The sequence below is a fragment of the Micromonospora sp. CA-259024 genome (genome assembly GCF_050936255.1).
Taxonomy (GTDB): Bacteria; Actinomycetota; Actinomycetes; order Mycobacteriales; family Micromonosporaceae; genus Micromonospora.
The window spans coordinates 2,671,133-2,686,331 of record NZ_JBNJND010000001.1 but is presented as its reverse complement, the minus strand read 5'-3'; the positions used below and the strand labels follow the sequence as shown (position 1 = coordinate 2,686,331).

The 15,199-nt window shown below is 69.9% G+C and carries 14 protein-coding genes and 1 riboswitch; of the genes, 7 read left to right on the top strand and 7 right to left on the bottom strand.

The genetic code is table 11. The annotated features are described in order from the left end of the window. The first annotated feature begins 302 nt into the window (after nucleotides 1-302). Entirely contained in the window at nucleotides 303-668 is a 366-nt protein-coding gene (locus ACQEUX_RS11630) for a DNA polymerase ligase N-terminal domain-containing protein (protein WP_433045473.1), read from the top strand. A 98-nt stretch (nucleotides 669-766) separates the two neighbouring features. Here ACQEUX_RS11630 and ACQEUX_RS11625 read toward each other — a convergent pair whose 3' ends face one another. The 4 genes from ACQEUX_RS11625 to ACQEUX_RS11610 all read right to left on the bottom strand — a co-directional run bounded on the left by ACQEUX_RS11625 (nucleotide 767) and on the right by ACQEUX_RS11610 (nucleotide 3,657). Then, a complete protein-coding gene (locus ACQEUX_RS11625) occupies nucleotides 767-1,084 on the bottom strand; it encodes a hypothetical protein (protein ID WP_433045470.1) in 318 nt (105 codons plus the stop codon). Nucleotides 1,085-1,205: 121 nt separating this feature from the next. Further along, complete coding sequence (locus ACQEUX_RS11620) at nucleotides 1,206-1,700, bottom strand: N-acetyltransferase family protein (protein ID WP_433045467.1); 495 nt, start codon at nucleotides 1,698-1,700, stop codon at nucleotides 1,206-1,208. Nucleotides 1,701-1,907: 207 nt separating this feature from the next. Next, complete coding sequence (locus ACQEUX_RS11615; RefSeq protein ID WP_433045464.1) at nucleotides 1,908-2,663, bottom strand: phosphotransferase family protein; 756 nt, start codon at nucleotides 2,661-2,663, stop codon at nucleotides 1,908-1,910. A gap of 229 nt (nucleotides 2,664-2,892) precedes the next feature. Beyond that, complete coding sequence (locus ACQEUX_RS11610; RefSeq protein WP_433045461.1) at nucleotides 2,893-3,657, bottom strand: formylglycine-generating enzyme family protein; 765 nt, start codon at nucleotides 3,655-3,657, stop codon at nucleotides 2,893-2,895. 195 nt (nucleotides 3,658-3,852) lie between these two features. On the opposite strand from ACQEUX_RS11610, the gene ACQEUX_RS11605 reads away from it, so the two are divergent. Continuing rightward, on the top strand, nucleotides 3,853-3,990 hold the full coding sequence (locus ACQEUX_RS11605) for a hypothetical protein (protein ID WP_433045458.1): 138 nt from the start codon (nucleotides 3,853-3,855) through the stop codon (nucleotides 3,988-3,990). A gap of 89 nt (nucleotides 3,991-4,079) precedes the next feature. On the opposite strand, the gene ACQEUX_RS11600 is transcribed toward ACQEUX_RS11605, so the two are convergent. From ACQEUX_RS11600 to ACQEUX_RS11590, 3 genes are all read right to left on the bottom strand, one after another. After that, nucleotides 4,080-5,051 (bottom strand): zinc-binding dehydrogenase, encoded by a 972-nt coding sequence (locus ACQEUX_RS11600; protein WP_433045455.1) that lies wholly within the window; start codon nucleotides 5,049-5,051, stop codon nucleotides 4,080-4,082. A 107-nt stretch (nucleotides 5,052-5,158) separates the two neighbouring features. Next, complete coding sequence (locus ACQEUX_RS11595) at nucleotides 5,159-6,673, bottom strand: leucyl aminopeptidase (protein WP_433045452.1); 1,515 nt, start codon at nucleotides 6,671-6,673, stop codon at nucleotides 5,159-5,161. A 35-nt stretch (nucleotides 6,674-6,708) separates the two neighbouring features. Beyond that, nucleotides 6,709-7,650, bottom strand: a complete 942-nt coding sequence (locus ACQEUX_RS11590) for a DMT family transporter (protein WP_433045450.1) — start codon at nucleotides 7,648-7,650, stop codon at nucleotides 6,709-6,711. 91 nt (nucleotides 7,651-7,741) lie between these two features. On the opposite strand from ACQEUX_RS11590, the gene ACQEUX_RS11585 reads away from it, so the two are divergent. From ACQEUX_RS11585 to bluB, 5 genes are all read left to right on the top strand, one after another. Further along, complete coding sequence (locus tag ACQEUX_RS11585) at nucleotides 7,742-8,635, top strand: LysR family transcriptional regulator (RefSeq protein ID WP_433045446.1); 894 nt, start codon at nucleotides 7,742-7,744, stop codon at nucleotides 8,633-8,635. A 650-nt stretch (nucleotides 8,636-9,285) separates the two neighbouring features. Continuing rightward, nucleotides 9,286-9,819: a hypothetical protein gene (locus tag ACQEUX_RS11580; RefSeq protein ID WP_433045443.1), complete on the top strand. Its 534-nt coding sequence runs from the start codon at nucleotides 9,286-9,288 to the stop codon at nucleotides 9,817-9,819. Nucleotides 9,820-10,064: 245 nt separating this feature from the next. Continuing rightward, a complete protein-coding gene (locus tag ACQEUX_RS11575) occupies nucleotides 10,065-12,683 on the top strand; it encodes a M48 family metalloprotease (protein WP_433045440.1) in 2,619 nt (872 codons plus the stop codon). 741 nt (nucleotides 12,684-13,424) lie between these two features. Beyond that, nucleotides 13,425-14,126: an alpha/beta hydrolase gene (locus tag ACQEUX_RS11570; protein WP_433045437.1), complete on the top strand. Its 702-nt coding sequence runs from the start codon at nucleotides 13,425-13,427 to the stop codon at nucleotides 14,124-14,126. A 194-nt stretch (nucleotides 14,127-14,320) separates the two neighbouring features. After that, nucleotides 14,321-14,520, top strand: a riboswitch (cobalamin riboswitch). Nucleotides 14,521-14,548: 28 nt separating this feature from the next. Then, a complete protein-coding gene (gene bluB / locus ACQEUX_RS11565; protein ID WP_433045434.1) occupies nucleotides 14,549-15,178 on the top strand; it encodes a 5,6-dimethylbenzimidazole synthase in 630 nt (209 codons plus the stop codon). Nucleotides 15,179-15,199: the final 21 nt, after the last annotated feature.

The window sequence follows — 15,199 nt, the reverse complement described above, 5'->3', positions numbered from 1 at the left end:
GGCGTTGTCCGCAGGTAACGTGTTGACGACTTCCGGGCTGTGCGTTTCCGGTCGAGACTGGGGCGGTCGGCGAGGTCGCCGGCGGGGCTGCTGGCCACGGCCATGTGCAGGTGGAGCTGGCCTGGCCGCAGGCCACCGACCGGGCACGCCGCGCCGACCGGCAGCGTCGGCGCGGGGCGACGCGAGGCCCATCGAACTGCTCGGCCTGGCCCGCGGGCGGTGACGGGCACGTTGACGCCCGTGTTGCCGCTGGTGGGCCGGCCGTACGCATAGGCGGGCGGTAGGGCTGGCGGGCGCCGACAATGGTAAGAGTGGCACCCGCCTTCGTCCTGCACCACCACCGCAAACCGCGACCGCACTTTGACCTGCGGCTCGAGGAGGACGGTGTGCTGCGCTCCTGGGCAGTGCCTCGCGGCCTGCCCGATAGTCCCAGCGAGAACCGGCTCGCGATCGCCGTGCCCGACCACCACCTCGATCACCTCAGTTACGAGGACGCGGACAAGTCGATCGCCGACATCGGCACGTGGGAGGAGCACGACCGCACCGACCGCCGAATACTGTTCACCTTGCACGGCCGCACCGGCCCCCGGCGATACGCGCTCATCCGCACCAGTGAGGGGTGGCTGCTCCACTTGACGAAAGAGCAGCCACCGTACGAGCGCACCTAGCCTCTCGAGGTCCGTCCCGGTCTCCTGGAGCACCTTGAGAGTTTGCGCGCCGATCTAGGCAGCAGCCGGCGGACTACTCGTCCGCGGCGCGTTGCCGTTCACCGCCGTAGCGGGTCGTGAAGATCATGCCGGTGTCGTGCCAGGCGTCGCCAGCTCTTTCCCCGTGCGGCCTCCTGTTGCCGAGAGCGGTGCCGCAGTGCGGCGACGCAGATGGCCGGCAGCGGTAGGGGAGCGTCGGACTCCTCAGTCTTGGTCGCCCGGTGCAGCAGCCGGCCGCGTACCCGCTGGAGCTGCTTGTCGATGACGAGGCTGATGTCGTGGCGGTCGCGGCAGTGCTCGCAGAACGTTTCGCCGTGGGCGTACGGCCACTGCCAGCCGTCCGAACCTTGCGAAGCGGGCGGGCCCCACCACTCCACGCTGTGCGGACGAAGGCCGACGGGATGGCTAGGGGGCGGAGAGGGAGCGACGCGTGGGTCAAGGGAGCTGACAGTGCGTCCAGGCCTGCCTTGCAGTGACTTGACTGAGGTGCCACACGCGTCAGGCCCCGATCTCAGCGACCATCGTGTCCGCGTCCTCGAACGACTCAACCGTGCGAAACCCTTCAGCGGCGTACAGCCTCGCAGCGAAGTTCGCCCGCTCCACGCTCAGCGACACCGTGCGGATGCCACGTTCCCGTGCGGCGTCCAGAACAGCGCGCAAAAGCACCCGGCCCACACCCCGGCCCCTCCAGGTTTCCACCACGCCGATAGTCAACTCTGGCACGTCGTCCCTCACGTACCCGTAGCCTGGATCAGCGGCGGTCAGGTATCGGAACCAGGCCGCGCCGACTGGCCGATCAGCCGGGTCCACCGCAACCAGGCCGAAGTCGTTTGGCTGCATCCAACCGGTGACATAGTGCGCCAGCGCGGGATTCGCCAGGATCTGCTTGCGAGACCAGTTGCGCTCAGGCAGCCAGTTCACGGCCTCCACGAGCATGTCGACCAGGAATTCGGAATCAGCCGAGGTGGCTGCGCGGATGCCGAGGTCAGTCACCGTCGAAGCCTCGCACACCAGATCGGACAGAGGGTGCCGGCCCCGTCATGGCTATCAGCGCGAGCATGACGCAACGCGGCTACGGAACGTGGTGGCGAGTCAGGCCGCCCAACTCCCGGGCATGCCGAGAATCGGACGTTGCTTCGAGCGGCGGTCGACTGGACCGGTAGAACTGCGTATTCGATTGATGCGAGTTCTCCGCCAGCCTTACGGCCCGGATCGCAGCACGGCGACCTCGGGGAACTCGTCCGGCGAGCCGTAGCCGTGCTCGGCCAGCCAGCGTACGTTAGTCAGGCATCGCAACGACCACCACGCGCGGATGAGGTCGCGGTCGACGTCGGTGCCGTAGCCGGCGACGACGTCGCCAAGGTGCTCCTTGTGCCCGAGCGTGAGGATGGCGAGGTCGAAAAGCGCGTCGCCCTGGGACGCCTCGGACCAGTCGACGACGCCGGTGACCTCGTCACCGGCGACGAAGACGTGGTCGATCTGCAGGTCGCCGTGGATGAACACCGGTGTCCACGGCCGGAGCGCAGTCTCGGCGAGCCGGCGGTTGCGTGCGACCACGTCGGCGGGAAGGACGTCGTTGGCGACGAGCCACTCGCACTCATCGGCGAGGCGCGATGCGAGCTCGTCGAGGCTCCGACCGGGCCATGGCGGCAGCGGCGCGTCGTGCAGCATCCGGGCGGCGGCACCCGCCGCGGCCCATGCGGCCGACGAAGCGGTAGATGGCTCGCCGAGGTGGCCGAGTGCCGTCCCCGGGAGGGCGGCGACCGCGAGCACGGGCGGCTTCCGCCACAGGATCTCCGGGGTTGGGACCGGCGCCATCGCCATCGCCTCGACCTCGACGTCGGTGCGGGTCTGATCAGCGTCGATTTTCACGAACACATCGCCGACGCGCAGGGTCGCGCGCTCGTTATGGGCGACGACAACCTCGACCTCGTCTACGTCCATGTCGGCCATCATTGCGGGAATGACCACCGACGTCGCCGGGGTTATCTCGTACGGCTGCGCGCTGGCATCTACGTCGACGCGCCACAGTCCACCCCACCACCTTCGGCGACAGCTGCGCTTCGGGCTGCTTGCTCTGGCGCCGTGTTGTCCATAACCGAACCCGATGTGCTTGGGGCCCGTGGGGAAACCTCAACGGTGTCCCAAAACCCGCAGCGCCGGAGGGGAATGGAGTAGCACCTAACTAGACCACCTCAATGGGGTGGCAGCGGTGCGATGGGCGTACCGCTGTGAAGTCGGCGTGTTCGTATCGGGTGGCGCAGAGCAGTAGCAGCCACTCGTCACAGCCCTGCCACGGGTAGAGGTCGGCGGCTCCGCCGCGTACGGTCCGGGGCCCGTCGCCGGTCCGTGGCCGCGCGTCTGACGGTGCGCCGTCGAACCCGGGGATCCACACGTCGGCGCAGAGCTCGTTCGCCGAGCCCATCGCCGCCAGTCCGAACGCGTTCTCGCCGGCGGCGGTCCGCGTCTCGTCGCCGAAGTCGTCGAGCAGTTGGTCCTCGTCGGGTTTCCCGTCACCGCGGAAGGTCAGCGTGGTGGTTCCGGCCCGGGCCGCGTATTCCCACTGCGCCTCGCTGGGCAGCTGGAACGGCAACAGCTTGAGCAGGTCCTCCAGGTCACTCTCCAGTCGGGCAGTGCCGGTGCCCGCCTCGGCGTAGTCGTCTTCGTACTCGGGCAGCCAGTGCTGGACCTGAGCCACGGTCAGCGGGTGCCGGGCAAGCAGGAACGGCTCGACCCGCACCTCGCGTACCGGCTGTGCGTCCCCAGCGCTGGCGAGGAACGGGTCGATGGTGTCCTCGACCTCGCCGCTGCGCTCGATAGCGCGTACCGCGTCCAGCTCCGCCTCGGACAGTCCCATCCGGAACGTGCCGCCGGGAACCATCCGGAACACAACCCCCGACGGGACGTGCCGCCATGCCGGGCGCCCAGCCACGAATTCCTCAGTCCACATGGCGGGGAACGCTAGCAGCCCATCCACCGGCGGTCGCTCCTGATGACCCGTAGCTCGCGCACACACCAACCGCTCGGTGAAGCGTCTAACCGAATGCTACTGACGCTCCGAAAGGCATGGCAGCGCTGGCCGGCGACCGACTGACTGGCCGACTCGCGTCTGGCGCATCGGCACCGAGGCCTAGGCACCACTGTCATGCGGGCGCTGAGCGACCATGCCGCGCGCAACGATCTGGGTACCGGCATCCTCGTCGCTACCGAAGTCGGACGCCGCCTGTACCGCGCCCTTGGCTGGACCGTGCAATCCGAGATCGCGGCGGCGTACGGTCAGTAGGCGATGAGCGTCCGGCTTGACGGAGGGCATCAGGCTGTTCAGCCTCAGTGGCGGATGCGGTGGCCGGAGGCGTTCCCGAGCGTAGGCCCTCAGATCAGCAGCAGGGTCTTCCCCACGGCGGTGCGGTTTTCGACCGCGGTGTGCGCGTCGGCGGCACGCTCCAACGAGAAGGTCTGCCCGATGATCGGCCGGACGAGTCCCGCTGCCGCCTGGGTCATCATCCGCTCCGCCCACCGCACTACATTCGGTCCGAAATCAAAAAGCTGCTCGATACCGATCACCTCCACGCCTCTGTGGTGCGCCTCCGCAGGATCGATGAACGTGGCCTCGCCGCTGGAGGCGCCGTGCACCGAGAAACGGCCGCCGCGGGCCGTCACCTCGAATGCGGCCCGCCCGATCTGGCCGCCGACGCCGTCGAACACCACATCCGGTCCCGCGCCGCCGGTCGCTTCGAGCACCCGCTTGGTCCAGCCCGGTTCGGAGTAGTCCACCACTGCGTCGGCGCCCAGTTCCCGGACCACATCGAGCTTCCGCGATCCGCGGGCGGCTCCGACGACCTGCGCGCCCGCCGCACGGGCGAGCTGCACCAGCAGGCTGCCCACCCCACCCGCCGCCGCTTCGACCAGAACCCAGTCACCGGGGCCGATCTTGGCGTGTTCGGCCAGCCCCTGCGCCGTGCTGCCGTCGCTGTAAAGGGCGGTAGCCTCCGGCAGACCCAGGCCGTCCGGCACCGGGAACAGTTCCCCGACCATCGCCGCCGCCCGTTCGGCGAAACCGCCGGTCTCTCCCGTGCTGGCGACGACACGCCGCCCCAGCCAAGCCGGATCCACCTGCGCGCCGACCGCACTCACAAGCCCGGCCACCAGACCGCCCGGCACGTACGGCAACCGTGGCCGTTCATGCCACCTGTCGGTGCCACGCCGGATCTGCGTCTCGACGAACGTCATGCCCGCCACCGCCACATCGACCACGACCTGGCCCGGCCCGGCCACCGGATCCGGCGCCTCGCCTGGAACCAGCACCTCGGGACCCCCGAAACGGATCGCCTGGACCACTCGCATACCACCTGCTCCCATCCGTTCGCCGACGCGAACGCCGAAAGCATGCAACCTCATGCTTGGTTGAGGTCAACCGACGCATTCCTGACGAGACCGAGGGCTCACCTGATCTAAGGACCATCATGTCCGCCGGTCGCGGTGTCCTGCGCGAGCCGCACGAGGGTACGGACCGCGCACCCGGTGCCGCCGTTGGGTGTGTAGCCGTTGGGTTCCCCCTCGTGAAAGGCCGGTCCGGCGATGTCCAGGTGTGCCCAGGGCGTGCCGGCTGGCACGAACTCCTGGAGGAACAGACCGGCCACCAGGCCGCCGCCCATCCGCTCGCCGAGGTTGGCGAGGTCGGCCACCCGGGAGTCCAGGCTCCCGCGCAGCTCGGCCGGCAGCGGCATCGGCCAGGCCCGCTCGCCGGCCCGGCTGGCGGCGGCCAGTACCCGATCACGGAAGGCGTCATCGTTGGACATCGTCCCAAAGAGATGGTTACCCAGGCCGAACCGCATGGCGGCGGTCAGGGTGGCCACGTCCACGATTGCGTCGGGCCGCTCCTCGCCCGCGCGCACCAGCGCGTCCGCGAGCACCAGGCGTCCCTCGGCGTCGGTGTTGAGCACCTCGACGGTCCGCCCGCCGTACATCCGCAGCACGTCGCCGGGACGGACGGCGGAGCCGGACGGCATGTTCTCGGCCAACGCAAGCCAACCGGTGACGTTGACCCGAAGGTCGAGCCGGGCGACGGCCAGCACCGCGGCGAACACCGCTGCGGCGCCGGCCATATCGCGCTTCATGATCTCGTTGGCGCCGACCGGCTTCAACGAGATGCCGCCCGAGTCGTAGGTGATGCCCTTTCCGACGTAGGCGAGACTCGCCTTCGCCTCGGGGTGGGTGTGGGCGATCCGCACCAGCCGCGGCGGTCGGGCCGAGCCCTGGCCGACGCCGAGGATGCCGCCGAAGGCGCCCGCCGCGAATGCCTCCTCGTCCAGCACTTCGACCGCCAGCCCGTACTCCTGGCCGGCGCTGACCACGGCGGCGGCGAAGCTCTCCGGGTGCAGGTCGTTGGCTGGCGTGTTGACCAGGTCGCGAGCCCGATTCAGCTCCTGGCCGAGCACGCCGGCGCGTCGCACGGCGGCCTCGGCGTCCGTCCGGCCGACGCGGTTCGCAAGGATCGCCAGCTCGCGGACCGGGGCCGCGGCGTGGTCGGTCGTGCGGTAGGCGGTGAAGGCGTAGGCACCGAGTAGGCCACCCACCGCCACCGCCTCCACGGCCTCGGCCGTCCTGGCCGGCAGCGCCAGCGCGACCGTCCCGGTGCCGGCCAGAGTCCGGGCGGCCACCCCGGCGGCTCGGCGCAGGGTCTCGGCGTCGTACTCCTCGTTGTTGTTGGCGGCGTCGCCGAGGCCGACCGTGAGGACCAGTCGGGCCCTGATGCCGGCGGGCGCGGGGAGCTTGGCTACTTCGCCCTCGGCACCGGTTACGCCGAGGGTGCCGAGGAGTTCGGCCAGTGCGCCGTCGAACGCCTCGGCCACCGCCTCGGCGCCGGGGGCCGGGACCGGGCCCTTTGTGCTCTTGGCGGCGCCGATCACGATGCAGTCCACGGGCAGCGATGCGACGGGGATGGTGCTTACCGATAGTGCGGTCACTGTCGTACGTCCTGTTTCTGGCCGAAGGTGGCGGGTCACGGTCTCGGCGCGGCCAGCGCCGTCGGGGTCTCTTCTGGGGCTGGCGTCGACGGCGTCGGCCTCCTGCGGCGGGTCAGGCCGACCCCGACGAGCACGACCACCATCCCGATGGCGATCCGGAAGCTGAAATCCTCGTCGAGCACGATGGCTCCCAGCGCTACCGAGACCACCGGCAGCAGATAGCCGACCGTCGCGGCGTTGGTGGCGCCCTCGGCGGCGATGATCCGGTAGGTGAGGTGGAAGGTGACCCCGGTGGCCACGACGCCCAGGATCACGACGGCGATCAGCGTCTTCGGGCCGATCCCGATCGACGTCAGGCCGCCGGCCGGCAGGGTCAGCGCGGTCAAGCCGGTTGCCGCGATGAGCTGCGCCGCAGACAGCGAGATGGTGGGGATGCCCTTGCCGACCAGGTGGCGGCCCATGTATGCGAAGCCGATGGCATAGCTCGCCGCCGCGGCGACGATGGCAAGAGCGCCCCACCCGACCGGCCCGGTCGTCTGCCACGGCGCGAAGATCAGCACAACTCCGGCGAACCCGAGCAGGAGCCCGCCCAGCCGGCCCGGCCCGAGCCCGCGCTCCGAGGCGATCACGACGCCGATCAGCAGGGACCACAGCGGGGTCGTCGCGTTCAGTACGCCGGCCACCCCGGAGTCGATGGTCTGCTGGCCGATGCTGAACATGGCGAACGGCAGGGCGTTGCAGAAGAAGGCGGCCACGACGATGCGACCCCAGACCGCCCCACCCCGAGGCAGCCGTCGTCCCGAGCCGAGGCATGCGACCAGCAGAGCGGCCGCTCCGAGTACGCACCGGCTGAGCGTGACCTGGACCGGAGTCAGGGCGTCCAGGGCCAGCTCGATCCAGAGGAAGGTTGATCCCCACAGCAGGGCGAGCACGCCCACCCGTACCCACGCCCATGTCCTGCCCACGGCACTGTTCACCCTGCTCTCCTTGATCCGTTCCCATGAACAGTGCCGCGCCCAACTGAAAAGGAAAAGCAAAAGGTTCTGCATGAGCATTAAGCTCTGCTACATGCTTGATGTGAGACGCATGCAGGTGCTGCGGGCGGTGGTCACCAGCGGATCGGTGACCGCGGCGGCGGCACACCTCGGCTACACACCCTCCGCCGTCAGCCAGCAGGTGGCGGCGCTGGAAAAAGAGGCCGGGATCGCGCTGCTCGAACGGGTCGGCCGCGGTGTGCAGCCCACAGCGGCTGGCCGACTGCTCACCAGGCACGCGGCCATCATCAGCCAGCATGTCGCCGAGGCCGAGACGGCGCTGGCCGACCTGCGCGCGGGACGTACGGGCCGACTGACGATCCGGTACTTCGCCTCGGTCGGCCCGACCCTGCTGGCACCGGCCCTCGCCCGACTCCGGCGCGAGCACCCCAGCGTGACGATCGATGCCAGAGTGACCGACCCTGACGATCCACTGCCGACCGTGGAGCAGGGCAACGCCGACCTGGCCATCGTGGTCCGCCGACCACACGACGAAAGCCACCGGGGCATCCGCGCGGTGCATCTGCTCGACGACGCGTACCAGGCCGTCCTGCCCACCGGACACCCGCTCGCCAGGCAACGGGTGATCGACCTGGCCGACCTCGCCGGCGAACCCTGGGTCGGCAGTGAACCCCCCGGCCCCTGCCTGGAGCCCATCACCGACGCCTGCGCCGCGGCGGGTTTCAGCCCGGACATCGTGGCGAAGTCGGAGGACTACGCAACGGCCCAGGGATTCGTCGCGGCTGGCCTCGGCGTCAGCCTCATTCCCCGACTGGGGCTGGGCACCCGCCACCCAGGCGTCACCATCCGCCAGGTCCGGCGCCCGGCGCCAATCAGGACGATCTACGCCGTGGTCCGGGAGATCTCGCTGGCGCAGCCCGCACTGGGCGCGCTGATCGACGCCCTCATGGACGCCACGAAGGAGTAGAACGTAGGTATCCCAGGCAGCAGTCGCGAATTGACTGATCCGTCGACAGCCTTCTCTCTGTGCGGCAACGGAGCCGTGCCGCACAGAAAATCGTCGCGCGAGTCAGTCCCGCGAGCGAGTTGAACGACGAGGTGGACTGCCATACGGCCGTCGAACGAGAGAGTGACGATCCGCTGGCCGTCGACCCGGCTCCCGAGAATCCAGACGCCACGGTCGACCTCCCACAGTTCGTCGTCAGTCGCGCTCGCTTCCATCCCACTTAGGTCCGCCCGAGCGGGTCACCGGACGGCACCTCGCGTGCCCGCCCGATACCTCGACCGACAACCCAACGACCTTTTGGCCGCCTACATGGCCCCAGTTCGACAGTGACGGCAGGAGCATTTCGCGCTGTCTCACCGAGCAGCCCGACCGGACAGCCTCAGCGCGTGAGATCGCCGCCGCCGTCGGCACCTCCGCCAAGGGGGTTGAGGACTGCGTCGCCTGGATCAACAAACTGGCTGGGGCGTTGGGCTGTGTGCCCCTCGTGAGTCGAAGCGACGCTCACCGCCTCGGCTCTCGCTGTCTTCTCGGGCGCGGAGCCTACGACGAATCCTGCCCGATGAGGCTGGCGGACGTTGCGTATCCTAATGCCTACTCTGTGGAGGGTGGCCATGGTCGACACGCACACGCAGTTGCCGGGCCTCATCGAGGCCGCCGCCCGTGCCGGGGTGGCCCGGCTAGCTCCCGAGGAGCTGGCGGTCTTCGCCCCGGTCGCCCAGAAGTGGCGGCGGGACGGGTCGTCGCTACGGAGCCGACCGGCGCCCGGCGGGTCGATCGGGTTCGGGATCGACTCGGTCCTGGTCAGCGAGATCGCACTGCAGGCCGTCACGTCGGGACTGGGTGACATTTTCGCGGCCGGTGCGACCGCGGCTGGTGCCGGTTGGTGGCGCAGCAGGCGCCGGTTACGCCGGTCGACGGCGCCGGCAGCGGTCGAGTCGGGCGGTGAAGCGCTCCAACCGGGCGACGACGCGCCCCAGCCGGTCATCGACGGGGACCGGCTGGCGCTGACTGATGCGCAGGCACAGGCTCTACGCGAGGCGTGCCGGCGCCACGGAGTCACCCTTGGCCTCACCGAGGAGCAGGCCATCCTGTTGGCCGACGCGGCGGTGGGGGCCCTGCACGTTCGTTTGTCCGCACCGGAGTGATCCGCACCGACGCGCCGCCGCCGGCTGTTCCCCAGGCCCGGAAACCCGGCGGAGAGCCGACCCCACTGCTCTGGCTCTATCTCCAAGTCGTTGGGGTGGTGGGTGGCGTCGGTATCGCGGTGGGCACCGTTTTCTTCTTCGGTCGCCGTCCACTGGCGCAGCCCTACGCGCAGGCGACCATCCGGTGTTCCCGGACGTATGACGTCGACCCAAGCAGTCCTGTCGAGTTCGATGCCACCCGGACAATGCAGTTCCTGACCTGCATGTCCGACCCGTCCCGGATACGCGGACTGGTCATGCTCACCGGCGGCGTCCTGCTGCTGGTCGGGCTCGCCCTGATCGTCGCGCTCACCCCGGTGGTCGATCACTGGCGGCTGCGTCGCCACCGACTCCCGGGCACCATCGCCGGTGCTGAGCAGCGGTTTGCCGAGCTCTGCGATCGGCAAGGGCTGCACGGTCGCCACCGGCCCCGGCTGTTCGTGGCGGGACCGTCGGTGCGGCAGGCGTTCACCACCGTCCGGCCCGGCGGCCGACCACTCGTGGTGCTGCCGGCCGCGGTGGCGGTCGGTCACCGAGATCCGGCGCGGTTCGATCCAGTCGTCCAGCACGAGTTGGCGCATGTACAGGGTCGGGACGTCCGGTGGGTCTCCGCCGTGCGTGGTCTGCTGTGGCTGGTCGTACCGGCGGTGGCGGTGGCCAGTCTTTCCGAGATCCGCCGGGAAGGGCTCACCGAGATCCCGGTCGTCACGCTCAGCCGGGCGCTGGTGCTGGTGCTGCTCAGCGCCCTGCTGCGGGCGCAGGTGCTGCGACTGCGCGAACACGAGGCGGATCAGCAGGTCAACCGGACCGGTGACCGGACCGCGCTGGTCTGGCTGCTGGACGCCGCCGCCTCGATCCGACCGCACCGCCCCGGGCGGCTGCGCCGGCTGTTCGCCCGGCACCCGACGCCGCAGCGGCGGGCCGCCGCGCTGCGTGGCGGGCAGCAGGTGTCGGTTGGTGGCCCGATGCAGGCCGCGGTGACCGGGGCGGTGACGGCGATCGTCGCGGGGGCGGCGACCCAGGCGGTCAGCGCATTGGCGATTGACCGGGATCTCTCCGTGCTGCCGGCCGGTCTGGTCGGTGTGCTGCTCGGGTTCGGGCTGACCCCCGCGCTGCACCGCAGGGCGCTCACCGGTGCGCCCTCGCGGCGTTGGCTTCCGGTCGTCGCGGCCGCTGCCGGTCTCGCCGTGGGCGGCTTCCTCTTTCCCACCGGGACGACCGGTGGCGGTGCGTCGTTCCCGGCCGGCACGGCCAGTCTGGGCGTCAGTCTGCGGTTCGCGATCGTGGTCGCACTGGCCGGCGTGGTCGCCGTCACGACCTGCACCGTGCTCGCCGGGATGGCGGCTCGCCGGGGCCCGGACCGGTACACCCGACTCCGGCGAGGGTTCACCTATCTGGCGGCCTCAGCGACCGTCACGGCGATCTGCTGGCCGTTGCAGCCCCTCGTCGTCGGCCTGGAACGGCCGGTGCCGGTACGTGCCTGGCTGGTCTACACGCTGCCCGACGCGCCGTGGCCGTGGCTGGGCCTAGCCGCGCCAGCGGCGGTCGTGGCCCTGCTCGGTTGGCGCCGGGTCGCCACCCGTGCCGTCCTGTCCGTTGTGGCGGTGACGGTGCTGATCGGTGGGAGCCTCGCATCGGCACAGGCGCTACGGCACCCACCGATCACGCTGGACGCCGCGCTCTCCCTTTCCCAGCAGCGATGGTGGATCTGTGCCCTGGCCGGGTGGGCGGCGCTCGTGGTGCTCGCCATTGGACGTGGTGACCCCGGTCTGGGACGGGCCCTTGTTGCGGGGACGGGTGTCGCGGTGCTGGCCGGGACCTCGCAGTTCGCGCACCAGATACTCGCCGGTCGTACCTCGGATGCGACCCTGCTCCGGCTCTATGTCGGTGTGCCGGTGATCTGGTGGTTCTACCTCGCGGTGCTCACGATGCCCGTCCTGATCGGGCTCTCCGCTCTCACCGGACGACTGGGACAACGACCCGACCCGATCGGATGGCCACCCGGCCGGGCCGGCACGCGACCGCAGGTGTGGCCGGCGGTGGGTCCGGTGACGGCGGTGCTCCTGGTCGGGGCGGCGGCGGTCATCGGCCTGCCCGGTGGGCCGGTGCTGCTGCCCACAGGGGCGCCGGCCACCACCGGCCCGGCGGTCGTGGTGGTGCCGTCATCGACCACCGTCGGGCCGAACGCCAGCGCCTCGCCCGGTGCGCAGACCGGTGCGGATCCCGGCCGGTTGCTTACCGTCGCGGAAGCCGGTGCCGCCGCCAGCGCCGTCCGGGCGCCACTGTCAGCGTTCTGGAAGCCGGAGCCGCAGGAACAGGAGACCGAGGACCCCGACACCGCCATCGCGCCGGCGGCCTGCCGGGAGTTGGCCCGGGACGACTATCTGCGCCGGATCGAGTCGGACGAACGGGTCGACGAGATTCGCGGCTTTGCCACCAGGAAATTGCCGAGCAGCATCAGGCAATCGGCCGTCATCGTGATCGTCACCTCGTACGCCCACCCCGTGCCCGACACCCTTCTCGACGAGGCCGAGGCAGCCCGCGCCGCGTGCCCCCGGTTCGACGCCACCGTCCCCGGCAGCTCACCAGTGCGGTTCACCGTGAGCGCCCAGCCGGCTCCCCAGGTGGGGGAAGAGTCCTGGCGGGTGCGGTATGACCTCTCCCTCGGCAGTGGTTCGAGCAGGATCACCGGTACAACCCTGTTCGGCCTGGTCCGGATCGGTCACAACCTGGTGCAGGTGCAGCTGACCGCCATCGCGGAGCCGCTAGACGAGGCGGTGTTCGATGCGGCGGTCTCCTCGACGGTGGCTGCTCTCAGCCACTAGGACGCTCGTACCCGCCAGAAGATCGGCGTGATCGCCGCGAGCTGTGGTTACTGCTCGCCGCCGGGCGGCTGCCCCGGTGCCCAGGTGGAACGCCGTCGTCCGAGCTTGCACGGCTCGGGCGGCGGTTGCCGAGGTGCCGGTGCCGATGAACAGGTCCGCCCACCTGCGGCTGTTGCCGGTCGCGAACTGCCGGGCCCCGTCCGTCCCGATCCATGTCGTGGCCTCGGCTGGTGTGGAACTGCCGGTGGTGAGGTGCTGGGCGAGGCCGAGCCCGGCCCACGCGTGCGGGTCCTGCTGGTAGGCATACCTCATCACCCCGGCCTACGCCTCCCCGCCGCGACGATCACGCCGACGCATTGGGTCATAGTGGACGAACCCGACCTTTCAGGATCTGTAGCAACATCGAAAGGTCGATATCCGGGGGCCGAGAATCAGATACAACCGCATAGCCACGGGAAACGATTTTGTTGTGCCGCCACGCTCAGCAATGCGGGGATCGAGTGCATGTCTACGTGCATAGATTCGGCACGAAACCGGGCAACGTGTTGTTGCTCACGGTGACACCGTTGCCGCCCGGCTTGTGGCTCGGCTCATAGGCGACCGCACCTTGCTACCCGAAAGTAGCGGCATATATTTCCGCTGTCCTCGGTCGAGATGGGGCGCTGCGGCGATACACGACGGCGTGGGCGGCGACGAACTCCAGATCCGATCATTTGAATCCATGCGGGCAGGAACATCATCTTGAACAGTATTCCGTCGCTTCTTCTCGTGCACGGCGCCTGGCACGGGCCGTGGGTCTGGCAGTCGCTCGTCGAGCAGTTCCCGGATATTGACATCCACACCGTCGCGCTACCCAGTAGCGGCAACGACCCCGCTGCCCTCGGGGACCTCTACGACGACGCGGCCGTGGTCAAGGCCGCCGTCGCCGCCATCGGCGGCCCGGTCGTGGTCGTCGCCCACTCCTACGGTGGTGCCCCGGTCACGGAGGCGCTCGCTGCCGCGGACAACGTACGCCGGATTGTTTATCTCGCTGCTTTTCAGCCGGACGTCGGCGATTCGCTCTTCTCCACCGCCGGTGGCGTTGCTCCGCCGTGGTGGGAGGTGCACGAGCGGACGGACCTGAAGAGCAAAGGTCACATCGAGCCATCGCAGCCCCGAGATGTCTTCTACGGCGACGTCGATCCGGAAATCGCGGAACAGGCCGTTGCACGACTCGGACTCCAGTCATGGGCCTCGACGCAGCAGCCGCTGACCGAGGCGGCGTGGCGCACCATTCCCAGCACCTACATCATTTGCGAGGCCGACAACGCTCTTCCGCCCTTCGCGCAGGAGCTCATGGCCAAGCGGGCCGAGCGGGTGTTGCGGATGAACTCCTCGCACTCGCCGTTCCTTTCTCAGCCCGCCGAGCTGGCCGCGCTGATCCGGGCGGAACTTTCCGCCTGACGTATGCGGCGCGGGTAGCGGGCGTCGCCCAGCCGGGCATCCGACTGAGCGGCGAGACTGTCACCCCGCAGGCAAGGTTCACTCCGACCGGCAACGGCGTAGCGGTGGTCCGGGAACAACCCGGCCACCGCAACGCCAATCCCGAGCTTGTGGCGGGGTTCGTCCCAGGTTCGGCGGGGCCGCTATGGTGCGCGGTGGCACAAACGTTGCGAGGTGCCCCGCGCGAGTGGGGAGAATCGGGAAGCCGGTGTGAGTCCGGCACGGGCCCGCCGCGGTGACCGGGGAGCTGCCACCCACGCGCACTAGACGCAGCCACTGGCCCTGAGGGGTTGGGAAGGCGGGTGACCAGCGTAGATCCGGGAGTCCGAAGACCGGCCTCGCGTCATCGGCCCCGTCAGGGGCGAGAAGCAGGGGAGCCTGCCTTGAACACCGGATTCTACGAGACCATCCACCGCCGCCGGGACGTACGTGCCCAGTTCACCGGGGCGCCGATCCCCGACGAGACGTTGGACCGGATCCTCACGGCGGCGCACGCCGCGCCGAGCGTCGGTATCTCCCAGCCCTGGGACTTCATCCTGGTCCGCGATCCTGAGCTGCGGCAGGAGTTTCACCGGCACGTGGAGCGGGAGCGGGACACCTTCGCGGCCACTCTCGACGGTGCCGCGGCGGAACGCTTCACCCGGATCAAGATCGATGGCGTACGGGAGTCGACGTTGTCGGTCGTGGTCACGTACGACCCGCAGCGGGGTGGACCGGCCGTACTCGGTCGTCACGCGATCGCCGACGCCGGCCTCTACTCGGTCTGTCTGGCGATCCAGAACCTGTGGTTGGCCGCGACCGCCGAGCAGCTCGGGGTCGGTTGGGTCTCGTTCTACCGGGAGCCGTTTCTGCGCGACCTGCTCGGCATCCCGGCCACCGTCCGCCCGGTGGCGTGGCTCTGCCTCGGCCCGGTCACCCATCTGGAGCAGACGCCGGACCTGGAGCGGCACGGTTGGCGCCAGCGACGTCCGGTCTCGTCGGTGATCCACCACGACCGTTGGACGACCGAGTGACCGGGTGACCGGGTGACCGGG

What these genes read in the sequence shown, in the direction of transcription:
- ACQEUX_RS11630 (WP_433045473.1), top strand. Translation starts at nt 303, where the DNA reads ATGGTAAGAGTGGCACCCGCCTTCGTCCTGCACCACCACCGCAAACCG.
- ACQEUX_RS11615 (WP_433045464.1), bottom strand. Translation starts at nt 2,663, where the DNA reads ATGATGGCCGACATGGACGTAGACGAGGTCGAGGTTGTCGTCGCCCAT.
- ACQEUX_RS11610 (WP_433045461.1), bottom strand. Translation starts at nt 3,657, where the DNA reads ATGTGGACTGAGGAATTCGTGGCTGGGCGCCCGGCATGGCGGCACGTC.
- ACQEUX_RS11605 (WP_433045458.1), top strand. Translation starts at nt 3,853, where the DNA reads ATGCGGGCGCTGAGCGACCATGCCGCGCGCAACGATCTGGGTACCGGC.
- ACQEUX_RS11600 (WP_433045455.1), bottom strand. Translation starts at nt 5,051, where the DNA reads ATGCGAGTGGTCCAGGCGATCCGTTTCGGGGGTCCCGAGGTGCTGGTT.
- ACQEUX_RS11585 (WP_433045446.1), top strand. Translation starts at nt 7,742, where the DNA reads ATGCTTGATGTGAGACGCATGCAGGTGCTGCGGGCGGTGGTCACCAGC.
- ACQEUX_RS11580 (WP_433045443.1), top strand. Translation starts at nt 9,286, where the DNA reads ATGGTCGACACGCACACGCAGTTGCCGGGCCTCATCGAGGCCGCCGCC.
- ACQEUX_RS11575 (WP_433045440.1), top strand. Translation starts at nt 10,065, where the DNA reads ATGCAGTTCCTGACCTGCATGTCCGACCCGTCCCGGATACGCGGACTG.